The sequence below is a fragment of the Candidatus Nanopelagicales bacterium genome, from assembly GCA_037045355.1.
GTDB lineage: Bacteria > Actinomycetota > Actinomycetes > S36-B12.
The window spans coordinates 219,558-237,537 of the sequence record JBAOHO010000014.1 but is presented as its reverse complement, the minus strand read 5'-3'; the positions used below and the strand labels follow the sequence as shown (position 1 = coordinate 237,537).

Annotated in this window: 18 protein-coding genes and 1 pseudogene; 2 read left to right on the top strand and 17 right to left on the bottom strand. The window is 67.1% G+C overall.

Annotated elements, in window-relative coordinates:
* Genes carA through pyrR form a run of 5 tightly spaced genes read right to left on the bottom strand, consistent with a single transcriptional unit; the run spans nt 1 to nt 4,496 of the window.
* Nucleotides 1-1,113, bottom strand: a complete 1,113-nt coding sequence (gene carA / locus V9E98_09495) for a glutamine-hydrolyzing carbamoyl-phosphate synthase small subunit (protein ID MEI2717214.1) — start codon at nt 1,111-1,113, stop codon at nt 1-3.
* The gene (locus tag V9E98_09490) at nt 1,110-1,652 is read right to left on the bottom strand and encodes a hypothetical protein (protein MEI2717213.1); all 543 of its coding nucleotides are present in this window, start codon (nt 1,650-1,652) and stop codon (nt 1,110-1,112) included. Before V9E98_09490 ends, carA begins: the two co-directional genes overlap by 4 nt.
* A complete protein-coding gene (locus tag V9E98_09485) occupies nt 1,649-2,959 on the bottom strand; it encodes a dihydroorotase (protein ID MEI2717212.1) in 1,311 nt (436 codons plus the stop codon). The genes V9E98_09490 and V9E98_09485 overlap by 4 nt, the downstream gene beginning before the upstream one ends.
* Nucleotides 2,956-3,927, bottom strand: a complete 972-nt coding sequence (locus tag V9E98_09480) for an aspartate carbamoyltransferase catalytic subunit (GenBank protein ID MEI2717211.1) — start codon at nt 3,925-3,927, stop codon at nt 2,956-2,958. The genes V9E98_09485 and V9E98_09480 overlap by 4 nt, the downstream gene beginning before the upstream one ends.
* Nucleotides 3,924-4,496, bottom strand: coding sequence for a bifunctional pyr operon transcriptional regulator/uracil phosphoribosyltransferase PyrR (gene pyrR / locus V9E98_09475; protein ID MEI2717210.1), 573 nt, complete (start codon nt 4,494-4,496; stop codon nt 3,924-3,926). The genes V9E98_09480 and pyrR overlap by 4 nt, the downstream gene beginning before the upstream one ends.
* A 283-nt stretch (nt 4,497-4,779) precedes the next feature.
* Here pyrR and V9E98_09470 point away from each other — a divergent pair, with 283 nt between their 5' ends.
* The gene (locus tag V9E98_09470; GenBank protein ID MEI2717209.1) at nt 4,780-5,268 is read left to right on the top strand and encodes a transcriptional regulator; all 489 of its coding nucleotides are present in this window, start codon (nt 4,780-4,782) and stop codon (nt 5,266-5,268) included.
* A 58-nt stretch (nt 5,269-5,326) separates the two neighbouring features.
* Here V9E98_09470 and pyk read toward each other — a convergent pair whose 3' ends face one another.
* The 7 genes from pyk to V9E98_09435 form a co-directional block, all read right to left on the bottom strand.
* Nucleotides 5,327-6,742: a pyruvate kinase gene (pyk, locus tag V9E98_09465; protein ID MEI2717208.1), complete on the bottom strand. Its 1,416-nt coding sequence runs from the start codon at nt 6,740-6,742 to the stop codon at nt 5,327-5,329.
* Between the two features lie 48 nt (nt 6,743-6,790).
* Nucleotides 6,791-6,895, bottom strand: coding sequence for an SHOCT domain-containing protein (locus V9E98_09460; protein ID MEI2717207.1), 105 nt, complete (start codon nt 6,893-6,895; stop codon nt 6,791-6,793).
* Nucleotides 6,896-7,176: 281 nt separating this feature from the next.
* Nucleotides 7,177-7,641 (bottom strand): DUF6325 family protein, encoded by a 465-nt coding sequence (locus V9E98_09455; protein ID MEI2717206.1) that lies wholly within the window; start codon nt 7,639-7,641, stop codon nt 7,177-7,179.
* Between the two features lie 84 nt (nt 7,642-7,725).
* Nucleotides 7,726-8,853 (bottom strand): AI-2E family transporter, encoded by a 1,128-nt coding sequence (locus V9E98_09450; GenBank protein ID MEI2717205.1) that lies wholly within the window; start codon nt 8,851-8,853, stop codon nt 7,726-7,728.
* Nucleotides 8,854-8,933: 80 nt separating this feature from the next.
* Entirely contained in the window at nt 8,934-10,301 is a 1,368-nt protein-coding gene (locus V9E98_09445) for a chloride channel protein (protein MEI2717204.1), read from the bottom strand.
* A 20-nt stretch (nt 10,302-10,321) separates the two neighbouring features.
* Nucleotides 10,322-11,716, bottom strand: a complete 1,395-nt coding sequence (locus V9E98_09440) for a hypothetical protein (protein MEI2717203.1) — start codon at nt 11,714-11,716, stop codon at nt 10,322-10,324.
* A 64-nt stretch (nt 11,717-11,780) separates the two neighbouring features.
* Complete coding sequence (locus V9E98_09435; protein ID MEI2717202.1) at nt 11,781-13,127, bottom strand: diacylglycerol kinase family protein; 1,347 nt, start codon at nt 13,125-13,127, stop codon at nt 11,781-11,783.
* 224 nt (nt 13,128-13,351) lie between these two features.
* Between V9E98_09435 and V9E98_09430 the strand changes: the two genes are divergently transcribed.
* Nucleotides 13,352-14,542, top strand: coding sequence for an AI-2E family transporter (locus V9E98_09430; protein MEI2717201.1), 1,191 nt, complete (start codon nt 13,352-13,354; stop codon nt 14,540-14,542).
* Between the two features lie 18 nt (nt 14,543-14,560).
* On the opposite strand, the gene V9E98_09425 is transcribed toward V9E98_09430, so the two are convergent.
* From V9E98_09425 to V9E98_09405, 5 genes and pseudogenes are all read right to left on the bottom strand, one after another.
* Nucleotides 14,561-15,196, bottom strand: coding sequence for a phosphatase PAP2 family protein (locus V9E98_09425; GenBank protein MEI2717200.1), 636 nt, complete (start codon nt 15,194-15,196; stop codon nt 14,561-14,563).
* Between the two features lie 3 nt (nt 15,197-15,199).
* On the bottom strand, nt 15,200-16,036 hold the full coding sequence (locus tag V9E98_09420; protein MEI2717199.1) for an FAD-dependent oxidoreductase: 837 nt from the start codon (nt 16,034-16,036) through the stop codon (nt 15,200-15,202).
* Nucleotides 15,987-16,655: an FAD-dependent oxidoreductase gene (locus tag V9E98_09415; protein ID MEI2717198.1), complete on the bottom strand. Its 669-nt coding sequence runs from the start codon at nt 16,653-16,655 to the stop codon at nt 15,987-15,989. The genes V9E98_09420 and V9E98_09415 overlap by 50 nt, the downstream gene beginning before the upstream one ends.
* Nucleotides 16,648-17,688 (bottom strand): hypothetical protein, encoded by a 1,041-nt coding sequence (locus tag V9E98_09410; GenBank protein MEI2717197.1) that lies wholly within the window; start codon nt 17,686-17,688, stop codon nt 16,648-16,650. The genes V9E98_09415 and V9E98_09410 overlap by 8 nt, the downstream gene beginning before the upstream one ends.
* A gap of 9 nt (nt 17,689-17,697) precedes the next feature.
* Nucleotides 17,698-17,910 (bottom strand): annotated as a pseudogene (locus V9E98_09405) (glutamate synthase-related protein).
* Between the last annotated feature and the right edge of the window lie 70 nt (nt 17,911-17,980).

The following is a 17,980-nucleotide window of genomic DNA, read 5'->3' as shown; positions in this document are numbered from 1 at the left end:
TCAGTTGCCCCCCATCACGGAGCAGAAGCGATCGAACAGGTAGGCGGCGTCATGGGGTCCGGCGGCTGCCTCGGGGTGGTACTGGACACTCGCAGCCCGCCCGCTGGCCAGACGCAGACCTTCGACGACATCGTCGTTGAGGCACACATGGCTCACCTCAGCGGGCCCGAACGGAGTGTCGAAGGGCTCGTGCAGCGGTGCAGCGACCGCGAATCCGTGGTTGTGGGCGGTCACCTCGACCCTGCCCGTGGCGAGATCCTTGACAGGCTGGTTGATCCCCCGGTGGCCGAACTTGAGCTTGTAGGTGTCCAATCCCAGCGCGCGCCCGAACATCTGGTTGCCGAAGCAGATGCCGAACAAGGGTCGATCTGCCTCGAGCACGGCGCGCACCAGCGACACCGCGTGGTCGGCGGTGGCCGGGTCGCCAGGGCCGTTGGACAGGAAGTAGCCGTCCGCTTTGGTGCCGAGCAGGTCGGTCGCGGATGTCGCGGCGGGCAGGACGATGACGCGAACCCCACGTTCGGCCAGGCGCCGAGGAGTCATCGCCTTGATACCGAGATCGACGGCGGCGACGGTGAATCGGTGGTCGCCGTCGGGCTCGACGACATAGGGCTCGCTGGTCGTGACCTCGGCTGTCAGATCGGCCCCGGCCATGGGCGGGCTGGCCCGCACCTGCGCCAGGAGGTCCGACTCGGACGCGAGGTCAGGTCCTGAGAACACACCCACCCTCATGGCACCGCGCTGGCGCAGGTGTCGGGTCAGGGCACGGGTGTCGATACAGGCGATGCCGACGACACCGGCGGCGGCGAGGTCGGCCTCGAGTTCGCTGTCGGCCCGCCAACTGCTCGCCCGCACTGCGGGGTCGCGGACCACGTAGCCGGACACCCAGATACGCCGCGACTCCGGGTCCTCACGGTTCATGCCGGTATTGCCGATGTGAGGGGCGGTCTGCACGACGACTTGGCGGTGATAGGAGGGATCCGTGAGGGTCTCCTGATAGCCGGTCATGCCGGTGGTGAAGACTGCCTCGCCGAATGTCACCCCTCGCGCGCCATAGGCCTGACCCCGGAAGGTTCGGCCGTCCTCGAGAACCAGGACCGCAGGATCCGTCATGAGACTTCCTCCAGATGGACATGCTCGATGGCGTCGCGCACGGCCGACTGATCGTCGGGGTCGGCGAACCAGATGCCGCTGCTCACCATGGCTCCGGACCACTGCCAATTGATCAGCAGGACACCGTGTCGGCCGTAGTAGCGCATCAGCAGGCCGGGACTCGTGGAGACCGACACGATGTCGTCATGGGGGACGAAGAGCGGCCCCTCGCCCTGGCGGCGCAGCAGTACTCCCGCCGGTGAGACGATCACCTCGGCCTGGGCGACCGCCCCGGCGGCGACGAGCCGTTCCATGGGTTGCCCCTCGGGCACTGTCCCCAGGTACTTGCCCCTCACCCCCTCGGGCCCTCGAGAGGGCATCTCAGTGACCGCGGCGGGCACCGCCGGGAGGGTCAGGTCTTGACGTCGGCCGCGGTTCTGCCAGCCGCGCCGCAGCCCCCACAGCGCCAGCGTGATGACGACGAGCGTCAGCATCACGAGCAGGAGGCGCAACGGCCAATCCGTCACCGCGGCCTGTTGGGACAGTTGGTCGGCGCTCACCATTGCAGTGCGCCTCCCAGCACGGTCGGGGTGCCGCGCAGGAATGTCGTGGTGACCCGACCGGGAAGTCGCATCTCACGGTACGGCGAGTTCCGCGCAGGCCCGGGGAACTGCCAAGGGTCGACGGTCCACTGCGCGTCCGGATCGAGCACAGTGAGGTTCGCGGGCTCCCCCACGGCCAGGGGCCGACCCTGATCGGGCACACGCCCGATCGCGGCGGGGGCTGACGACAGTCGGTCCGCGACCCCCACCCAGTCGAGCAGACCGGGCTCGACCAGCGTCATGACCACCACGGAAAGGGCCGTGGGTAGCCCGAGCATGCCGAAGGCGGCGACATCCCATTCGCAGTCCTTGTCCTCCGACGTGTGGGGGGCATGGTCGGTGGCGACGATGTCGACGGTTCCGTCCGCGACACCCTCCCGCAGTGCCATGACGTCGCGCTCCGTGCGCAGCGGCGGATTGACCTTGTACACGGGGTCGTAGCTGCGGGCCAACTCGTCGGTCAGCAACAGATGGTGCGGGGTCGCCTCCGCCGTGACGTCGATGCCTCTCTCCTTGGCGCGCCGGATGAGGTCGACGCTGCCCGCGGTGGACACATGGCAGACGTGGAGGCGGGAACCGACGTGGTCGGCGAGCAAGATGTCGCGCGCGATGATCGCTTCCTCTGCCGCCGCCGGCCAGCCGCGCAATCCCAGGACCGCCGAAACAGCGCCCTCGTTCATCTGAGCACCCGCGGTCAGGCGCGGCTCCTGCGCGTGTTGGGCGATCACACCGTCGAATGCTTTGACGTACTCCAGCGCCCGGCGCATGAGCAGGGCGTCGTCGACGCACTTGCCGTCGTCACTGAACACCCGCACGCGAGCAGCCGAGTCGGCCATGGCACCCAACTCGGCGAGTTGCTGGCCGCCCAGGCCGACGGTGACCGCGCCGACCGGATGGACATCGACGTATCCGGCTTCCTGGCCGAGGCGGAAGACCTGCTCCACGACGCCGGCGGTGTCGGCCACCGGATCGGTGTTGGCCATGGCATGAACCGCGGTGAACCCTCCCAGCGCGGCGGCAGCCGACCCAGACCGGACGGTCTCGGCGTCCTCGCGGCCGGGTTCGCGCAGGTGGGTGTGCAGGTCGACGAGACCCGGCAGCAGTACCTGCCCGGGAAGATCGAGGACGGTGACGGCGGTGTCGCCGGGGGCAGCAGAAGCGGTAGCAGCGTCCGGACCGATCGCGGCGATGACGCCATCCGCCAACAGGACGTCCGTGACTGCGCCACCGAGCGGGCGTACTCCGCGCAGGAGGTAGGTACTCACGCGCCCACCTCCGCAGCCACAGTGACCGGCGACTGGGAACGGGCGCCACCCACGAGCAGGTACAAGACCGCCATGCGGACGCTGACTCCGTTCGCGACTTGCTCGACGATTACCGAGCGATCGTGGTCGGCGACGCCGTCGGCGATCTCCATGCCGCGGATCATCGGACCGGGGTGCATGACGATCGCGTGTTCGGGCAGCAGGTCCATGCGATCTTGATCGAGTCCGTAGCGGCGGCTGTACTCGCGGATGCTGGGGAAGTACGCGGCGTTCATCCGTTCCCGCTGCACGCGCAGCATCATGACGGCGTCGCTGTCGGGCAGCGGTTCGTCGAGATCGTAGGACACGGTCACCGGCCATTGCTCCACCCCGACCGGCAGCAGAGTCGGCGGGGCCACCAGCGTGACCTTCGCGCCCAACGTGTCCAGCAGGTGCACGTTCGATCGGGCGACCCGACTGTGCAGGATGTCTCCGACGATCGTCACGCGCAGACCAGCCAGGTCGCCGGTGCCACCACGCAAGTGCCGCCGGATGGTGAAGGCGTCGAGCAGCGCCTGGGTGGGGTGCTCGTGGGTGCCGTCTCCGGCGTTGACCACAGCACCGTCGATCCACCCGGCTTCGGCCAGCCGATGCGGTGCCCCCGAGGCGCCGTGGCGGATCACCACCGCGTCGGCTCCCATCGCCTGCAGGGTCAAGGCGGTGTCCTTGAGCGTCTCCCCCTTGGATACCGATGACCCCTTGGCGGAGAAGTTGATGACGTCCGCAGACAGCCTCTTGGCCGCGGCCTCGAACGAGATCCGGGTGCGGGTCGAATCCTCGAAGAAGAGGTTCACGACGGTGCGACCGCGTAAGGCGGGCAGTTTTTTCACCGAGCGGTCGGACAGGGTGGCCATCTCGGCAGCGGTGTCCAGGACCAAGACGGCGTCGTCGTGGCTGAGGTCCTTGGCGGACAGTAGGTGGCGGATCATTCGTCGACCTCCTTGCGCAGCAGGACGATCTCGTCGACACCGTCGATCTCGGTCAGGCGCATCCGGACACTCTCGCCCTTGTGGGTGGGGAGGTTCTTGCCGACGTGGTCGGCCCGGATCGGTAGTTCGCGGTGGCCCCGGTCGACGATGACCGCCAACCGAACCGCCCGGGGGCGGCCCACGTCGTGGATGGCGTCCAATGCGGCGCGAACCGTGCGGCCCGAGAACAGCACGTCATCGACCAGTACCACGATGCGGCCATCGATCCCCTGGCTCGGGATGGAGGTGTGTCCCAGCGCCCGAGCGGGGTGCATGTTCAAGTCGTCGCGGTACATGGTCACGTCGATGGACCCGACGGGCACGACGCATCCCTCGGCCATACCGATCCGGTCGGCCAGTCGCTGCGCCAGGATCGCACCACGGGTCGGGATCCCGAGGATGACGAGATCGTGCGCCCCTTTCGCGTACTCGATGATCTCGTGCGAGATGCGAGTGAGGGCCCGGTTGAGGTCGGCGTCGTCGAGCACGACGGGGCCGACGGTGCTGCCACTGGGCGGAGATGTCCCCATGTCACACTCCTTCGCCGCCTCGCTGGACGGCTTGTTAAAGGATGGTCGAACTACCCTAACCCGCGACTGCGTCCCCGCCGCGCAGCAGGCGTGGGGCGTCGGTCTGGAACATCCGTGTCCGATCACCCTCGGTGGTCACAATCGTCTTTCAAGCGGCTTCAGAGGTCTCCAACGGGGTTCGATGTGACCCAATCCGCACGTATAGTGATTGAGGCTCGCATGGCGACTACGTAACGTATTGATTTGTCGGCGACGTACCGACTACGCAGGGTGGGGAGAACATATGTCCAGCGACTACGCCAAGGCTCTCGGCAGCCGATTGCGGGCGATCCGCCAGCAGCAGGGCCTTTCCCTGCAGGGCGTCGAGGAGAAGTCCGAAGGGCGCTGGAAAGCGGTCGTGATCGGCAGTTACGAGCGGGGGGACCGCGCAGTGACCGTGGCGAAACTCGCCGAACTCGCCGACTTCTACGGGGTCCCGGTGGGCGAACTGCTGCCGGGCGGCGTCGCGGGCGCCACATTGGAACCGCCGACCCAGATCGTGATCGACCTCGAGCAGCTCAACCGGGTACCCACGGACAAGGCTGCGCCTTTGGCGCGCTACGCCGCCGCGATCCAGACCCAACGCGGCGACTACAACGGCCGGGTGCTGTCGATCCGTGCCGAGGACTTGCGCACCCTGGCCGTGATCTACGACCAACCGGCGGGGCTGCTCGCCGAGGAACTCATCGCGTGGGGGGTCCTGAACCCCGAGGCCCGATCCGCCGTCGACTGATCAGTCGATCCGGACGTCTTTTGCCGGAGAGATCCAAGACTTCGGCGGAGTTCCGGCGTCAGGCGCTGCCGATCTTGTGTACCCGCATGCCGTTGGTGGTACCCGGCACCCCCGGTGGTACGCCGGCCACGATCACGACACGTTCGCCCGGTCGAACCCTGCCGATCGCCAGCAGCGCCGAGTCGACCTGCTGAACCAGGTCGTCGGTTTCGCGGACCTTCGGCGCCAGAAAGGTCTCTACTCCCCACACGACGGACAGTTTGCTGCGCACATCCGCGTTCGGGGTGAAGGCCAGCAAGGGGATGTCCGGCCGGTGACGCGAGATCAGGCGGGCGGTCGATCCCGTCTCGGTGAAGGCGATCACGTGAGTCGCCTCGACCGACCGGCCCACATCGACAGCTGCGCGAGTCATGGCCCGGGCGGTCGATCCCTGCGGATCCGGCGGTAGCGGCGGCAGTCGGTCCAACGCCTCTTCCTCGACGTGGGTGATGATGCGGGACATCGTCATGACCACGTGCGCCGGGTGTCGACCCACACTGGTCTCCCCCGACAACATGAGCGCATCGGTTCCGTCGAGGACCGCGTTGGCGACGTCGGACACCTCGGCCCGGGTCGGCCGAGTCGCGGTGATCATCGAGTCCAACATCTGAGTAGCCACGATCACCGGCTTGCCCGCCTTGCGGCACAAGTCGATCGCGCGCTTCTGCTCGAGCGGGACCTCCTCCAACGGCATCTCCACACCGAGATCGCCGCGAGCGACCATGACGCCGTTGAAGGCGTCGACGATCTCCTGCAGTCGCGCGACAGCCTGCGGCTTCTCGACCTTGGCGAGCACAGGCACGCGGCGACCGACCTCGTCCATGATGCGGTGGACGTCATCGATGTCGGCGGCCGACCTCACGAAGGACAGCGCGACCATGTCGACGCCGATCTGCAGCGCCCACCGCAGGTCCGCGTCGTCCTTCTCGGTGAGCGCGGGCACGCTCACGGTGGCCGACGGGAGATTGAGGCCCTTGTGGTCGGAGACGACGCCACCTTCGATGACCCGGGTGATCACCTGGTTGCCGACGATGTCGGCCACCCGAACGGTGACCCGGCCGTCGTCGATGAGGATCAGGTCATCGGGTCGCACATCCCCGGGCAGCCCGGCGTAGGTGGTCGAGCAGATCCCGGAGTCACCGGGGACCTCGTCGGTGGTGATGACGAACCGCTCGTCTCGTTGCAGCGCCACGGAGCCATCGGTGAATGTACCGAGCCGGATCTTCGGACCCTGGAGATCGGCCAGGATTCCCACACCGCGCCCGGCCTCGTCGCCGGCTCGGCGGACATGGCGGTAAGTGCGCTCGTGGTCGGCATGGGTGCCGTGGCTCAGGTTCAGGCGCGCCACGTCCATGCCCGCCTGGACAAGTTCGCGCACCGCATCGAAGGAATCCGTCGCGGGACCCATGGTGCAGACGATCTTGGCCCGGCGCATGGCTCGAACCTAGTGGTCGCGGCGATCCGACTCCAGCGGAGTCCGACGTCAGCCCAGGATCTTGGCTTTCTGGGCTGCGAACTCCTCCTCGGTGAGGATGCCTTGGTCCTTCAACTGAGCCAGCTGCTTCAACTGCTCGACCTTGGCGGTCATGTCGTCGGCAGGGGCAGCCGGGAGCCGGGGCCGGGGCAGCCGGCTGGGCAGGGGGCGCCTGCTGCGGTTGCTGAGCCTGCTGTTCTTGAGCCTTCTTGTCCCAGCGGCTGACCTGGCGCTTGGAAACTCCGTTGGACACGGCGGTGGCAGTTCCGGCGATCACCGCGGTACGGGCGACGCCGCGCAAGAGTCCGGGCATTGTGGTTCCTCTCGGTTCGAGTTCTCGGCTGGTTGGTGGGTGCTGGTTGGGGTGGGGGTTGGGGGTCGGCGGGTGGTGGGTCTCAGCGGCCGGTGATCGTGGCGTCGACGCTCTCGCCGAGGGCGGCGACCACGGCCTCGACGGGGATCCGGCCGTTGGAGATCAACTGTCCACCGGCGCGGCGCATGGCGGTGGCCATGGGAGCGGCCCAGGAGTTCTCGTACACGAGGATGACTGCTGCACTGTCGGCGTCCATGATGGCAGCCACTTCGGCGAGGTCCTCGTCCGACAACATGCCGGTCGCGACACCTGCCAGAAGCTCGAATTCCGTGGCACCGGCGGCGACGAGATCCTCGGGTCGGATCGCCTGGAAACCGCCTCCTGCGAGGTTGCGCACCAGCGCGACGTCGAGGATCCGGATGGTCCCGGACTCGACCAGGGACACCAGATGCGGCAGCGCCTCACCGGTCATCTGCCCCCCGGGGTACTCGACAACGAGGTAGTCGATGGGGCCGAGTTCGATATCGTCGGCGGCCGCTTGGCTCATGGAGATCCTCCAGTGGTGGGTGTCACCGCATCATAGAACGCCACCGCAGTTGCGCACTCCCACACGATCGCACCGGGGCCCCAATCACGCCGGGGCCGGCTCCATCTCGGGTCGCCGCGGATAGGGGTGATCCGGATCTCGCCCCGTGAGGTACTTCAGGATCACGTAGATCGACGATGCGATCGGTATCGCGATCAGCGCCCCGATGACCCCGAATGTCAGGGCCCCGGCGGCGATGATGGTCACGATCGCCAGCGGGTGCAGGGAGACGGCTTTGCCCATCACCAAGGGCTGCATCACATCGCCGTCGAACGAACCCACGACGATCGTCAGTGCGACCACAAGCAAGGCGGTGACGGGGCCCTTGGTGGCGAGCGCCACCAACGCCGCCAGGAAGGTGGCGATGGGCGCACCGATGACAGGGATGAACGCACCCATGAACACCACGGCCGCCAGGGCGGGGGCCAGCGGAACCTGCAGGATCGTCAGTCCGATGAAGACCAGGAACGCATCGCACAACGCAACCACCACCATGCCCCGCCCGTAACCGGCCATCGTGCGCCAGGCGAGTTGGCCGCAGGTGTCGAACGTGTCACGCACCCGAACCGGCACCCAGTCGACCAGCCACTGCCAGATCGACGGCCCGGAGACCATGAAGAACACGGTCCCGAACAAGAACACAGACCCGGCCGTGATGATGGTGCCGACCTCGCCGAGGTCCGACAGCAGACCGGAGGCAATCGACTCCCCGGCGCTCTTGGCCCAAGTCTCCGCCTGTTGCTGGACGGAGTTCAACTGATCTCCGGTCAACTGCAGCGGACCCTGCTGCAACCAGTCCTCGACGTCCTGGATCCCGGCCGTGATCGCCGACGCCAGGGCGGGCCCCTGCTCGATGATGGACCGCAGAACGCTGAAGATGATGACGCCCCCGACGACGGTGATGAGCAGCAGCGCGAGCACCACAGAGACGACTTTCGGGAGCACACGCTGGAACAACCGCGCGACCGGACCTGCCAAGGCGGTGACGAACAGCGCCAGGAAGATGGCCAGGGCAACCGGGGCGATCTGGAAGAGCGCCCAGATGAGGATGTAGATTCCCAGGCCGATCACGAGGATCCGCCAGGTCATTCCGGCAGTGACCGCGAGGGCCCGCGGCACCACGAATGGGGGCAGTGTCGTCGGAGCCTCGGACTCCACCGCCTGCTCAGACACGCGCCGAGTATGGCAGCCACCGAGCCTGCGAATCGGGCGACCCGCCGTCGGCGCTCATGAGTCTCGCACGGCGTCTTGTCTCACGATGGGGCTCCGTGAGGCTGCGCCGGCGGAACGTCAGCCGCTGCGGGGGCTCGGCGGGCGTCGAGCGCGACTCGCACAAGTACCCCCACGATGGCGCCGACGATGGCGGTGGTGGTGACGGCCAGACCGGCAGCCGAACTCAACAGCACCGCCAGGGTTGTCGCGGTGACCGGCAACCGGGTCACCGCTGCGGTAGCAGCGGCCATACCGGCTGCGACCAGCGCGGACATATTCAGCTCGTCCGACAGCAAGGATGCTGCCACTCCGACACCAACACCGAGGAAGACGGCTGGGAAGATCTTGCCGCCGCGGAAACCACTGCCGAGGCTCACCGCGTACGCGATGGTCTTGCCGATCAGGATGGCGATCAGCGTGGATCCGGTGCCGATCGTGAGGACCTCGGGGATGGCGTTCTGCCCGGAGAACAAGATGGTGCCCGTGGTCTGCCCCGTGACGGCTGACACAACGACCGCGGCGGTCGCGACGACCAGAGCGGCAACGACAAGAGCGGTCAGGCTGCCGGCATGGAGTTTCTCCCGAAACACCTCACCGGCACCGACAGCGATCACGGCCAGAATCGCGACGACAGCTGCGACGGGAATCCCTACCGCCACATCCACCAACTGGAGGTCGGGGTATGGCGGTAGCCCGGGCACCGCGAGGACGGACTCGCCGAATCCACCCCAGTCACCGACACCGACCTGGATCACGTATCCGAATCCGAGCGCCACCAACACCGGCAGGATCCCGATCATTGCGCGTTTGCCACCGGGGCTCCCCTTGAGCACAGCCGCCTCGAGCACCAGGATCATGGCGATCAAGGGATTGCCCAGGATCAGGCCCATCGCGGAGACAGCGCCGGCCGCCATACCCAGGTGCCGCACCTGCTCGTCCTGGCCTCGCATGAGTACCGCCCCGGCAGCGGCCCCGATGGCGAGCAGAGGGCCCTCCGGTCCGAGGACGACACCGAACGACAGGGACGCCAGCGCCGCGAACACCACCGAGATGAGGAAGCGGGGATCGATCACGAACGACATGTCGTCCAACGGACTGTGTCCGCCGTGGCCGGGCAGTTGGAGAGCGCCCCAAGTGAGCACGGCGCCGATCAGAAGCAACAGGAACACCCACCACGCCGGAGCCGTCTGCCAGCCCAGCGCCTCCGGAAGATGTGTCCACAGCAATGCCTGCAGTTCGTGCTCGACAGTCACGAACAGCACCGCCAGCAATGAAGCGACAATGCCGATCGCGACAGCCAGGCCGAGCAGTCGACCGATCCCGGCCCCACCGGGTGCCCCCGCGCTCGTGCCGTTCGCGTCGCTCGCGTCGCTCGCGTCGCTTGCGTCCGTGGTGTCGTCCCCAGACATCAGCGCCTCATCACCCCCGCTCAGGTCGACGCCCCTGCCCCGGCTTCGCCATCCTCGACCGGACTGTCGAGGCGCTCACCCGACGCGAAGATCTGGATGATGAACAGGACGACCAGGAGCCCCGCCGTTGTCCAGAGGATCAACTCGACGGTCTTGTAGCGCTGGATGATGATGATCGCGATCGCCGCGATGGTCGCCGCGATCCGCAGTCCCGTCGCCTGGGCCGCGACCCAATGCCGCACCGAGTCCATGGACGCCCCCCACGAGGCGAGCTGACCCTGGATCGCGCCGGCGGCCCGGGTGAACAGTCCGCGCACACCGGTAGCGAAGCGGCTGGGACCGGTGAATACCGCGGCGAGGATCAACACGATGCCGGCCGCGAATCCGGCCCACAGGGCCTGACGCAGGAAGAGAGTGACCTGATCGAGGATGGCTGTGGCCGCCGCTGCGCTCGATGCTTCGGGGAGTTCGGCGATCAGGCCCGCGCGCAGGCTCGCGACCGCGAGGGCGCTGACGAACATCGCGAGGGTCAGTCCTATTCCGAGTCCGAGGACTGCCTTCCGGCTGGTGTTGGCCACCAAGATTCCGAGGATGGCCAAGATCGCGGCGATGATCGGCAGCCACACGCCGATCGTGTTCAAGGCCGAGTAGGCCGACTGGGCTTCGGCGATGCTGTTCGATTCCGCCAACACGATCTGGGCGTCGACCGCGGGAATCTTCGAGGCCACGGAGAACCCGTCGGCCACCAGTTCGGTCTTCACCTGTTCGACCACGTCACCGACGTTGAGTACCAGCTTGTCCCCCTCGATGGAGACCGCTCCGCTGTTCTCGCCGGACAGCACTGAGTTCAACTCCATGTGCAACTGGGTATTCGCTTGCGTCCACACCGACGCGAACTGCGGCGACTGGATGACCTGGGTCACCTTGTCGCGGATGAAGCCTTCGATGCCGCTGTTGACTGGGCCCTCCAAGGCGGTCAGCGCCGCCTCTTGCCTGGGCGTGAGCTTGCGATTGTCGCTCACGACGGAGACGAACTCCTGCGTCAGGGCAGGGATGTCCACCTGTGCCAGCAACTCGTCGCTGACCCGGTCGCTGACGGCCTGCTGCACCGCGGGGTCGCTGGCCAGCGGGGCTACGGTCGCGACGTATCGATCCGTGTCGGTGACCTCGCCACGCGCCCACACCGCCACCACGGACAGCGGCGCCATGATGCAGGCAACGATGATGAGCACGGCCGACCAGAAACTGCGCCACCGACTACCGGTCCGAGCCGGTTTCGGCGTGGGACCGCTTTGCTCGGACAACTGCCCCCGCAGCCGATCGACTTCTGCCTGGAGTTGCTCGATCTGCTTCTGGGCGTCGGTTCCCGAAGGTGACTGGGGACCGGGCCCCAGTGGAACGGTGTCACCGGTCATGGTTGCTCCTTCTCGTCGGGTCTTGACGGCCCGTAGCGCGGTCTTGACGGCTCATGACGGTCCCTCATTCTCGAATACTCATCGGTTTGCCGGCGGCCACCCGGAACAGGTCCCCGATGCCGACATTACGCGCCCGCCGTCGTGCCAGGCGCCGATCGCTGTCGATCGGGACTCTGATCCGCAGACCGCCTGGATGGCTGCGGAACAGCAACGGGGTTGCCAGATCCAGCGCCTCCCCGTCGACGCCAGCGAACGCGCGTCCGGAGCGCGAGTGAACGGCGAACTCGGATGTCGTGAACTGATGAACGTGGGGATCTCGGCCGCCGAGGCCCACCGTCGAGCGAGCCACGAGCGCAGCCGCCTCCGCGCCGGACGACGCGTTCACCGCGAAGACACCGAGTTCACCTGTGGTCAGACTGCGCCGCTGGGATACGTCGAGTTTGGGGCCCAGCACATAGGGGTTGTTGGACACCAGGATCAGGAAGGCTCCGTCGACCTTGGTGCCGTCGGATGCGGTGAACTGCAAGTCGAAGGGTTGCTGTTCGCTGCCGAGCAGCGTCGGCAGGAGTTCCTTGGACGTCTCGAGTTTCGCATCCCGATAAGAGTCCTGCTGGACAATCGTGGCGTACACCCCCATCGAGACGTTGTTCACGAACAGACGATCCCCGACTGTCGCGTAGTCGATGCGCCGCTCGACACCCTCCCGGAACGCGATCATGCCCTCGCGGGGATCGTCGCGATTCAGCCCCAGGTCCAGCGCGAAGTGATTCCTCGTACCCGCGGAAATGCAGACGAACGGAAGATCGTGCTCGGTGGCAACGGCTGCCACCAGCGCCTGGGAACCGTCACCGCCGGCCATCCCGAGACAGTCTGCACCGCGGGCGATCGCGTCTCGTGCCAACTGTTCGAGGTCATCGCCCGGATTCAGCAGGACGACTTCCACTCCGAACTGCTGCGCCAGATCTGTGAGGTCGAACTTCTCCACCTTTCCGCCGCCGGACTTGGGGTTGGCGATCAAGACCGGCTTGCTGGGCGCTGCGGCGATGGATCTGTCGCTGTCGTGCAGGCCCGCGACGAGTGCGAGCCGGGCCTGAGCCGCTGCCGCGGCGGCCAGGATCACGATGGCGATGATGGCGGCGACCCGGCCGTCGAAACCGACCACGACAAGGACGATCGCCCCGGCCACCACGACAAGACCGATGATGAGTCCGGCGGCACCGATCGCGCGACGCGGCATCCGTTCCGTGACCAGCCACCACGCGCCACCTCCGGTGAGCGCCAGTCCCAACAGAGCGATGAGCAGGGCGGCGGGGCTGGACAACAGCAGCACGACCACGAGGGCCACGAGGATCGCCGCACAGATGAGCGCCAGGATCGCCTGAACGCGATGCAATGTCGTCGGCACTGGCACGTCTCGTCTCGATTCTCCGTCGTCATCTCACTGTCGCCCGGAATCCTGCCACCCGGCGACTGCGGCCCGCAGGACGTCACCCCTATTCGAGGAATGGCCGTCTTTCGAGGGATGGCCGTCTGCACCTGCCAGGCTCCCGTACCCTGGTGCGCGATCGCGCATGGGATCAGCCGGGGCGGATCACCCCCGGAGGAATCGCCGGGAGCGGATCACCGAGGAGAAGTATGACCGACAGTTCCGAGGCAACCGTCGAGGCGGTGGCACCTGAGGCTCCGAGCAGCGCCGCCCGGGGCCGGACCATATTGATGGACCCGGGCAATATCTGGCGCATCAGCCTCGTCCTGATCGCTGCGTTCGCGCTGGCACGCTTCTTGTGGTTCATCCTCGACGACGGCGGCAGCGTCATCTTCACCGTCCTGATGTCGTGGTTCGCTTCCATCGCCATGGCGCCGGCCGTGGATCGGCTCGCACGCTTCATGCCTCGCGGATTGGCCACTCTCAGCGTGATGGTGGCGTTCATCGTGTTCGCGGTCTTGTTCCTGATGGCGTTCGGAGCATTGTTCGTCGAGCAACTGACCGCAATCGTGACTGCGTTGCCGAACGCCATCGATGCGATCATCACGTGGGCGAACTCGACCTTTGACCTGTCCCTGAGTGTCGATTCGATCAAGTCCTCGATCGGGTTCGATGCCGCCAAGGCGCAGCAACTGGCGACCCAGATCGCCGGTCAGGCTCTGACGATCCTCGGCTCCGTGGCCAGCGGATTCTTCTCCGTCTTCACGTTCGGGCTGATCACCTTCTACCTGTCGGCTGACGGGCCGCGCCTGCGTCGTTGGTTCGCGAGTCTGTTCCCCGCCCGGATTCAAGGTGTGGTCCTCAACGTCTGGGACATCACCGCCACCAAGACGGGTGGCTACGTGGGTGCTCGAGTGGTTCTCGCCGCGATCAACTCGGCGACCACCGCCGTGGTGTTCCTTTTGATCGGGATGCCGTACTGGCTCCCGTTGGCCCTGTGGACGGGGATCGTGGCGCAATTCGTGCCCACGATCGGTACCTACATCTCGATCGTTCTGCCCGTGGTGGTGGGGCTCACCAGCGGACGACCCATTGTCGGGATCCTGGCCCTCGCGTGGGCGCTGCTCTACCAGCAGGTGGAGAACCTCACCATCGAACCCAAGATCAGCGCGAGAGCCGTGGACGTGCACCCGGCGGTCGCCTTCGCCTCGGTCATGCTCGGCGCGGCGCTGTTCGGCGTCGCGGGTGCATTCCTCGCGGTTCCGGTCATGGCCATGTTGCTCGCACTGCTCGGCATCTACGTGAAACGCCACGACGTCGCCGACGATGAGAGCGCGGACTCCGATGATGCCGACCACCCGGAAACTCCGGCGAAGGCCGAGGTACCCGCGGGCGGTTGACCTCCGCGCTCGGCCGGCTCACACGCTGGCGCTGCGAAGCCCGGACGGACGCGGAGATGCGATGCCGGGCAAGGCCCGGGAGCGCAGCAGCCGCCCGACGGCGCCACCGGTGACGATCCCGATCAGTGATCCGATCACGACGTCACCGGGGTAGTGCACACCGGTGTGAACGCGCGAGTAGGCGACCAGTACCGCAGCCAGGTGCAGCGGTACGGAGGCCGCGGGAAGCACGGAAGACACTCCCTGCGCGAATGCGAAAGCCGAGGCGGAGTGACCGGAGGGGAATGACGTCGAGCGCGGCATGGGCACAAATCGGTGCTTCACGGGATCCGGGCGGTCGGGACGCCTGCGTCGGAAGACGGTCTTCACGCCGACGTTCACGCCGAGACTGGCCGCCCCGATCGATGCCACCCCGGTCAGTGCGGCGCGGCGCCCTCTGTCACCCCCGGCCAGTGCCAGAGCACCGGCGATACCGAACCAGAGCACCGACTTGTCCGCGGTTCGGGTCAGATCTCTGAGCACCTTGTCGAGCCGAGGTGTGGGGGTCGTGGCAACCGCCGCGTACAGGGCACGGTCCATGCGCGACATCTCCGCCACCACGGAGTCCGACTCCGGTTCGGGCAACTGATCAGGCAGTTGGTCGGCGGCGCTCACCAGTCAGACCGTCAGTTGCCGGGCGGAGGCAGGGATCGGCACCGGCAGATTCGAGCTGCCGGTCAGGTAGGCGTCGACAGATGCGGCAGCGGCGCGACCCTCGGCAATTGCCCAGACGATCAGGGACTGGCCCCGGCCGGCGTCACCCGCCACGAACACCCCCCGGGCCTCGGTGCTGTAGTCGTCGGCGCGCACCACGTTGCCCCGGCCGTCCAGTTCGACTCCGAACTGCTCCACCCATGGATCGGCTTCGACCCCCGTGAATCCCATCGCGAGGAAGACGAAGTCAGCCGGGATCTGGCGCACGCTGCCCTCGACCGGCTCGAATCGGCCGTCGATCCACTCCACCTCGGTGAGTTCCAACGCAGTGACGCGGCCGTTGCCGTCGTCGACGAATCTCTGGGTGGACACCGAGTACAGACGCTCGCCGCCCTCCTCGTGGGCGCTACTGACGCGGTACGTCATGGGATAGGTCGGCCACGGCTGGCCCGCGGGCCGGTCGTCGGGAGGATGCGGGAGGATCTCCAACTGGGTGACCGACGCAGCCCCCTGCCGGTGTGAGGTACCGAGACAGTCGGCACCCGTGTCACCCCCGCCGATGATCACGACATGCTTGCCGTTGACATCGATCTCGGCGCGTTCCGTGTCTCCCTCACAGACCCGGTTGGACAGCGGAAGGAACTCCATGGCTTGGTGGACACCCGCCAGTTCCCGGCCCGGGACCGGGAGGTCGCGCCACTGCGTCGCACCAACTGCGAGGACGACAGCGTCGTATCGAGCGCGGACCTCCTCACCGGTGATGTCGCGACCGACGAAGGTGTTCGGGCCGGAATCGCACACCTTCGGCCTCCATCTGCGCCAACCGGCGATCCAGGTGGCGCTTCTCCATCTTGAACTCGGGAATGCCGTAGCGCAGCAGCCCACCGATGCGATCAGCACGCTCCAGCACCGCGACCGTGTGCCCGGCGCGGGCCAGTTGTTGCGCCGCGGCCAGTCCCGCCGGACCGGAGCCGATCACAGCCACAGTCCGACCTGACAGGCGAGCCGGAACCTGAGGGGCGACCCAGCCTTCTTCCCAGGCCTTGTCGATGATCGACACCTCGACCTGCTTGATGGTCACCGCGGGCTGGTTGATCCCGAGGACACAGGCAGTTTCGCAGGGAGCGGGGCACAACCGTCCCGTGAACTCGGGGAAGTTGTTCGTCGCATGGAGTCGTTCGGACGCGATGCGCCATTCGCCGCGCCACACGAGATCGTTCCACTCGGGGATGAGGTTGCCCAGCGGGCAGCCGTTGTGGCAGAAGGGAATGCCGCAATCCATGCAGCGCCCCGCCTGGGTCTGCAGTCGGTCGTCCTCGAACTCTTCATACACCTCGCGCCAGTCGCGGATGCGCACATCGACGGGTCGTCGCTGGGGCAACTCGCGGTCGGCTTTCAAGAATCCGCGCGGATCAGCCATTGCTCGCCTCCATCACTGCCTTGATCGGATCGCGGCCTTCGAGTTCGGCGCGGGCCCGGGCCTGCAGCACTCGCTTGTAGTCGATCGGCATGACCTTGCCGAATCGCTCCAGTGCCGCCTCGGGATCGGCCAGCAGCTCCGCCGCGACCTGGGACTCCGTCTCTTCCACGTGTTTGCGCATCGTGTCGAGCACGAACTCGCGATCCTCGTCGTCCAATGGCTCGAGGCGGACCATCTCCTGGTTGATGCGCAACGGGTCGGGATCCAGCAGGTAGGCGGTGCCACCTGACATACCGGCCGCGAAGTTGCGTCCCGTGGGGCCGAGGACCACGACGCGTCCCCCGGTCATGTACTCGCAGCCGTGGTCGCCGATCCCTTCGACGATGGCGGTCGCACCGGAGTTGCGGACGCAGAACCGCTCCCCGACGCGCCCGCGGAGGAAGATCTCGCCACCGGTGGCTCCGTAGCCGATCACGTTGCCCGCGATGATGTGGTCAGCCGCCACGAAGGGCGCGGCGCGGTCGGGGCGCACCACGATGCGGCCACCCGACAGACCCTTGCCGACGTAGTCGTTCGCGTCACCCTCCAGACGCAGCGTGACCCCGGTCGGGACGAACGCGCCGAAGGACTGCCCGGCTGAACCGATGAAGGTGAGGTCCACTGTGCCGTCCGGCAGGCCCGCACCCCCGTGCGCCCGGGTGATCTCGGCGCCGAGCATCGTCCCCACGGTGCGATGCACATTGCGGATCGGGACCTGGGCACGCACCGGCTCACCGCGCTCGATGGCATCGGCACACATCGTGATGAGTTGGTTGTCCAACGCCGCGGCCAGGCCGTGGTCCTGTGCGACGACGTGGTGGCGTGGATGATCCACCGCGGGAACGTGCAGGATCGGGCTCAGATCCAGGCCATCGGCCTTCCAGTGGTGGATCGCCTTGCTCGTGTCCAGCATCTCAGCGTGCCCGACGGCCTCCTCCAGGGTCCGGAACCCCAGTTCGGCGAGGTACTGCCGGACCTGTTCGGCGATGAACATGAAGAAGTTGACGACATGGTCGGCCCGACCGGTGAAGCGCTCCCGCAGTGTCGGATTCTGGGTCGCGATTCCGACAGGGCAGGTGTCCAGGTGGCACACACGCATCATGACGCAGCCCATGACGACCAGCGGCGCCGACGAGAATCCGAACTCCTCGGCCCCGAGCAGCGCGGCAATCACGACATCGCGGCCGGTCTTCAACTGGCCGTCGGTCTGGACCACCACGCGGTCCCGAAGGCCATTCAGCAGCAGCGTCTGCTGCGTCTCGGCCAAGCCCGAGCTCCCACGGCGC